Annotated in this window: 4 protein-coding genes; all 4 read left to right on the top strand. The window is 41.9% G+C overall.

The window, feature by feature from the left end; translation table 11 throughout:
• On the top strand, positions 1–717 hold a 717-nt coding region (locus tag HMPREF2758_RS07520), incomplete at its 5' end, for a MiiA motif-containing surface protein (RefSeq protein ID WP_148128895.1).
• Positions 718–858: 141 nt separating this feature from the next.
• Complete coding sequence (locus HMPREF2758_RS07515; RefSeq protein ID WP_070609812.1) at positions 859–2,175, top strand: IS1182 family transposase; 1,317 nt, start codon at positions 859–861, stop codon at positions 2,173–2,175.
• Between the two features lie 257 nt (positions 2,176–2,432).
• Positions 2,433–5,927 carry a hypothetical protein gene (locus HMPREF2758_RS08980; protein ID WP_070609811.1) on the top strand — a complete coding sequence of 1,165 codons (3,495 nt, stop codon included), beginning with the start codon at positions 2,433–2,435 and terminating at the stop codon, positions 5,925–5,927.
• A partial coding sequence (locus HMPREF2758_RS07505; protein WP_148128894.1) for a Cna B-type domain-containing protein occupies positions 5,890–6,425 on the top strand: 536 nt, incomplete at its 3' end. The genes HMPREF2758_RS08980 and HMPREF2758_RS07505, both read left to right, overlap by 38 nt.

The raw sequence follows: 6,425 nt of genomic DNA, 5'->3' as shown, positions 1-6,425 counted from the left end.
AAAGCAAAAACAGATGCTGAAAAGAATCCAGCTGTCACTCCAGATGAGAAGACAGGTGTGAAAGATCTTAATAACTTAACAGACAAAGAGAAAGAAGAAGTTAAGGATAAAGTAGAAAAAGTGAACCCAGAGGCGAAAGATGTAACTATCGACGATAAGGGTAACGCAACGATTACTTATCCAGATGGATCAACGAACAGAATTCCAGCAGAAGACTTAGTATTCCAATATGAGCATGGTGAACCAGAAGAAACTGATAAACCAGAGCTTAAGATTGCGGGTATTATCGATCCAATCATCCCTGAGAAGACAGAAGTCGGACGTCCAGGTCTAACACAAAGTGAAATAGAAGAAATTGGACGTAAGATTACCGACGCTAACAAAGGTAACTTCCCAGAAGGAACACAAGTGATTGTTGATGAATCTGGTAATGCAACAATTATCTATCCAGATGGATCAATCGATACCATCCCATGGAACAAACTTGTCTTCCATCGTGATGAAGAAGGTGGCGCTGTTGAAACAGACAAACCATCTGATGAATCTTCAGATAAAGACGCTAAAGGAACTGAAGAAGCTTCATCAACAGCTAAATCTTCAGCAGGCTTACTACCTCAAACCGGTGAAAATGATTCAACCGTTATTCTCGGAGCAGCAGCTCTATCAATCCTTGCTGGATTAGGATTAGTAGCAAGCCGCCGCAAAGAAGAAGAATAAAATAATCGATTAATAGATTAGTCGATTTAAGACCCAGGCAAAGCCTGGGTCTCAGACTGTAGACAAAGTCCCCTAATTCACTAATTATTAGTGAATTAGGGGGCTTTTTCTTGTATAATAAAAATAAAATGGGTGATTAAAATGATGACAAAGAATGCGGACAGTAAAACGTTTGAAGCGCGTAATCAATTAGCTTTTCATGCTCTCGAAGACCTAGTACCCCAAGATCATCTTTTACGAAAAATTGACCATCATATCGATTTCACTTTTATCTATGACATCGTAGAAGATGTCTATTGTCAAGACAACGGACGTCCAAGTATTGATCCTATCACCCTCATTAAAATCCCAATCATTCAATATCTATTTGGTATCCCCAGCATGCGACAAACGATTCAAGAAATCCAAGTTAATGTGGCTTATCGCTGGTTTTTAGGCCTATCCTTAACAGATCCAGTCCCACACTTTTCAACTTTTGGGAAAAATTATAAACGTCGCTTTGAGTCTCAGAGTCTAGCAGAACAAATCTTTTCCCATATTTTACAACAGTGCTTTGATGCTGGCGTAGTAGATTCGAAAGATATATTTATTGATGGCACCCATGTCAAGGCTTGTGCGAATGGACGAAAATACACGAATGAAGAAGTTCAAGTACAAGCCAAATGGTTGGCAAATGAATTAATGGATGCCATTCAAGATGACCGAGAGGTCCATGGAAAAAAGCCTCTAAAAAATACCGAAAAGGAGTGCTCAACAAAATCCCAAAAAACCAGTCTCAATGATCCAGATGCAGGTTGGTTCCATAAAGGAGATCATAAACAAGTCTTTGCTTATAACATACAAACAGCCTGTGACCGTAACGGTTGGGTGCTTGGTTACAGTGTTCATCCAGGGAATACTCATGATACTCAAGCCTTTTTCACGCTCTTTGATAAAGTTGCTTCTTTAAAACCTGTCCATTTAATAGCGGATGCTGGATATAAAACACCTACTATCGCTCAATTTCTCTTGAATCAAGAAATTACTCCTGTGTTTCCATACACGCGGCCAAAACGTCAAAAAGAAAATAGAGATATTGTCTATGATGAATACTATGACTGTTACTTAGATGAAAATAATATGATTTATCATTACACCACCACAAATCGCAAGGGATACCGAGAATACAGAGCATCTCGACAAGATCGAGAAGATTATCAAAATAACCGAGTGATAACCCGACACGTATGGCAAGGAGCTCTTGAAACTTGCGAAGACATTCGACATTCGGATGGTATGAGAGATCTATATAAAGAGCGAAAAGAATCTATAGAAAGACTATTCGGCACTGCAAAGGAACATCATGGCTTTCGATATACCCATTTAATTGGAAAAGCCCGGATGGATTTCAAAACAGGGCTCACTTATGCTTGCTTAAACATGAAAAAACTGGCAAATATACTAGAGATGAGAAGCTAAAAGGCTTCGCTTTTTTTATTTAACAGCTAATTTTAAACAAAAATAAAGACAAACTCCGCTTGAGTCAAATCTCAAACGGGGTTTGTCTACAGTCTGAGACCCAGGCAAAGCCTGGGTCTTTTTGTGTTCAAATAGACAAACGTTTTCAAATTATTATTGATAAAAAGTATAAATAAATGATCCCAAACTTGTAAAATGTGATAGAATCAAATTGTAAAGGATTTATTGGAGATTTTATTAAGAAAGGAGGAAAAATCATGAGAAAAATTCTAAAAATAATGCCTTTGTTATTGGGCTCATTGCTGACGACCCCGGTACTGGTTCAAGCCAGTGAGTCGCCAGAGGAACCGGCATCTTTTATAGCATCCAATCCAGTTACCAAGGAAGAAGATCAAGCTGCGGCTTTACCACTCCCAAAAAGTTCTTTACCAGCTTCATTACCAGAAGTTGAAGCGGCTCAGATCTCTGAATTGGTTGATGAAGAAAGGACAGCAGTACCTGAAGCTAGTGAAGCGTCAACTCAGGAGTTACCGGATCCTATGATCGATCATCCTTCACAGGACCCAATGGCAGGTAACCCATCCAGCGGAGGGGGTTCTCCACCGAATGAGGCATCGGATATTCAAAGTATGACCTCTGAAGAAGATCCATCGGATCTTAAGTCGACCCCAGAATCGATCCCAGCCTCTCGCCAAGCGACCGGTTCGCCCGATCCAAGTGAGGAATCGCTGGGTCAAGATCCTGCTGAGGAAGCAGGATCCAAGACAGTTGAAGCGATTCGAGATATTAGCAATGACGTCCAATGGGACGGTACGGCTTGGGATAAGACCGGTAAACGAAGTCCTTATGACAGCGATAATCTAAGTGATGAATATACCTATCCTTTAGATATCAAGATGGTGCTGCCACGCTCATTGAAGCAAGGCGACTATATTGATATTAAGATCATGAATGGTGGTAACTTCATCGGTAAGAAGGGGCGGGCAGAAGATGTCCTCTATCAAGCGGAGGGAATGCCGACTCTGTCTGAATCCATTATAGAAGAAGGACATATCTTGCGCTTTAAGGTAATGGCGGATTGGCAAGCTACTTCAAGCACTGCACCTAGCTTCAATCTTAAGCGGATGACTTATCTGGATAATGATTTATTGGAAGTCGGTCGATCGAATTCGGGTGGTTGGGATTATCGACCCTACAGCTATGTATCCTACAGTGTTCCTTCGGTTTGGTTGGGTAACCAACACAAGGTCGACCCTTGGATGAATTGGATGGGTGAATATTGGTTCCCTTATGAGTATGATGAAGCCCTATTAAAAAAGAAAATGGGGCAATTTACGGAGAGCAATCGTCCTTTCATCGATAATCAAATACCACAAGGGACGCGCTATAAGGAAAGCCGTTTTATCCTTGACCAAGGTCAACAGTTCTTGCAACATAGCTTTTTCCATCGGGGTAGTGATCAAGTCGTGTTTGAATCATCAACCGCAGTTGATTTATCTCGAATAAAAGTCTATGTACTGGACTATCAAGATTGGTCAGATGAATCGGTTAAGGAGACCAACCACTTCGATAATCGCTCCTACATCCATAGTAAATACCTAAAGCGGATCGAACTTCCCAAGGAATTGTATTCACTGGAACAAAAGGATGGACGGATCTTTTTGACCTTCCACCGGAACTTGCCTAAAGAAAGTCGCTTATACTACGGGATTACAGTCGATCAAGCGGACGATGCTATGGTGGATGAGTTGAAGTTCATCTATCGAGGAGGCTATTTACGCGAGAAGGGTATCTCTCGTCAGGGCGATACGGTGATTCCAGCAACGGATGACTTTTTCCCTGGGGAATTCAATTATCAACAGCAGCGGATTGTCTTTAAGAAGCAGAATCAAAAGCCTTGGCAAGTGGATCCTGCCAATAGTCTATATCGTTCAGAACAGATTATGACAGATAGTCAGCGATTACAAACGGATGATTTAGATATGCCGGGTCTACAACCCCTTCGGATCTTAGAGTCTCTTGTGGACAAGCGCCGTGAGATTGAGTATTTGAATAAGGATAATTTATTGCTTCTACCGGATAGTCTTGATAAGGGTGAATTGCCGGATCAACCGACTTTGGATCCTGAGACGACACCGATTGAAGATATCTTGAAGAATACAGGTAATTGGTTAAGCCAAGCTGCCGACCAAAGTAATAATCCTTTTGGACCAGGTCCTTCGGATAGACAGGGTGGCGTGATCGTTGATCATGAGATTTATCAAAATGGTCAAGGCCAATATGTCTATCGATTAGACTTTAAGGCGAAAAAGACGATTCATAAGGGTCAATACTTTATGGTTCAGGCTAATCCTGGTTGGCGATTCTATCAGGGAGATCAAGTTCCTAATGATATCATTCTAAGAGGGGATTTAATCTTTAAAGGCTTGAAGCATCAAGAAAATCCACTTGCACCGAGCCCAGAGCCTAACCCAGATCCAACCTGTAAGATTAGGGATTCCCTTCCATCCTTGGAAGACGATTTATTCGAGTATGACACTTATCGGATAAAGGATGTGCCTCTCTTTAGAGTGTCCTATACCAAAGAGGGCTATCTTGTCTTCGTTGCTCTGCGTACGATTGAAGTTATGGATGATCGTCCTTTCATTATAGGTCCTCAAGATAGTCCGACCGATGAGGTACCAGAAGCTATTAAAGACCAATGGCTAGCAAATAAAAAAATAGCGGATCAATTCCTAGATAAACAGCCTTTTACCTTTAAGCTTGAAAAGCTCTTAATTAAGAATGGTAATGGGACAAGCAATCCAAAGGTCTGGACTGTTTTTGGAGACCACACTCATATGCCTCAAGCAAGTTGGCAGGGAAGAGTCGCGGATCTGAAGGGACAGATGACCGTTGACCATACTGGATCGAATTCAGTGAGATTAGTTGAGGCAAGCATTGATCAGGGAGTATTTAATCATCGGATTGAATGGCAGACTCCTCCAACAGGTTTTGTCTTTGACAAGGTAGATATCTCGAATAAGCTGCTCAAGGCGGCAATCGATTTGAATCAACCTTCAACCATGTGGGTCAGTGGTCAACTGCCAAGTCAGGATACTTCTTATACAGTAACCCTTACTTGGAAAAAAGGAGATCAAATGATCTTAACGTCAACCTTGACGGTGACGGTTAAGGCACCCGAAATGACGCAAGAGCAATTTAGCTCTGACATAACTTACACGGCCTTTAAGACCATGAATTTGTGGAAGTATACGCAACTTTATAGTGGAAATTGTGGTCCAGAAATGCCACCTTACTTACCACCAAATCCGGGACCATATCCAGACCCAGGTCCGATGCCATATCCAGGACCAGGTCCAATGCCATATCCAGGGCCAGGTCCAATGCCGCCATTAGCAGTTCCTGATGTGCCGTTAGCATTACGGTCTCGTGAAGAGAGTCTTTCAAGGCTTGAACGATCGACCAGCAAAGCTTTGGACGATCTGGAAATTGCGCCTTTTAATTCGGATAATTATCTAGCCTTAAGAGGTTCAGGTTCATTCTCTTCTGGCGGTGGTGGCTCATCAGGAGGAAGCGGCTCAGGATATTCTTCTACTGCAAGAGAAGGTATCTATATGGGTGGTCCGCTTGGCATTCGCGATAGCTATCGTGTTGGGGTGACTTCTGAAGCTTCAGATCGATTGACCATTATCGGCCGTAAGATCTGGAAGAATGCACCTCAAGGGAAATTGCCTAATATTTTGGTCTGATGAAGTAACCCTTGAATCTGGTACGTTAGAACATACCTGGACAGATCTACTAGCCTATGATGAGAAGGGGCAATTTTACCAATACCGCTTGGAGGAAGTTACTCCTCCTGAAGGATATCGTTCAAGCGTTCAGGACTTTACTGTGACCAATGAATATATCGAGAAAATTAAAATCAAGGTAACTAAGAATTGGATTGGCGGTGAATCGATCACTAAGCCAGATGTGACCTTTGTTCTTAAGCAAAATAACGTTGAGATCAAACGGTTGACCTTAAACGATGGTGATACAAGCTTTGTATGGACGGATCTTGATAAGTATGATGCGGACGGTAATCTCTATCAATATACGGTTGAGGAAGTCTTTACGTCGGATCATTTCCGTCAAAAAGGTGAGATTGTCAAAGATTGTCATGGTTTCACCATTACCAATGAATACATCGTACCGAAGACAAGCATCACGGTTGACAAGGTATGGGTAGGTGGACCAAAAGTTAAGCC

Origin of the sequence: Facklamia sp. HMSC062C11 (assembly GCF_001810675.1) — a bacterium.
GTDB lineage: Bacteria > Bacillota > Bacilli > Lactobacillales > Aerococcaceae > Facklamia > Facklamia hominis.
The sequence above is the reverse complement of the archived record's forward strand: the minus strand, read 5'-3'. Positions and strand labels throughout refer to the sequence as shown.

What these genes read in the sequence shown, in the direction of transcription:
- HMPREF2758_RS08980 (WP_070609811.1), top strand. Translation starts at nt 2,433, where the DNA reads ATGAGAAAAATTCTAAAAATAATGCCTTTGTTATTGGGCTCATTGCTG.
- HMPREF2758_RS07515 (WP_070609812.1), top strand. Translation starts at nt 859, where the DNA reads ATGATGACAAAGAATGCGGACAGTAAAACGTTTGAAGCGCGTAATCAA.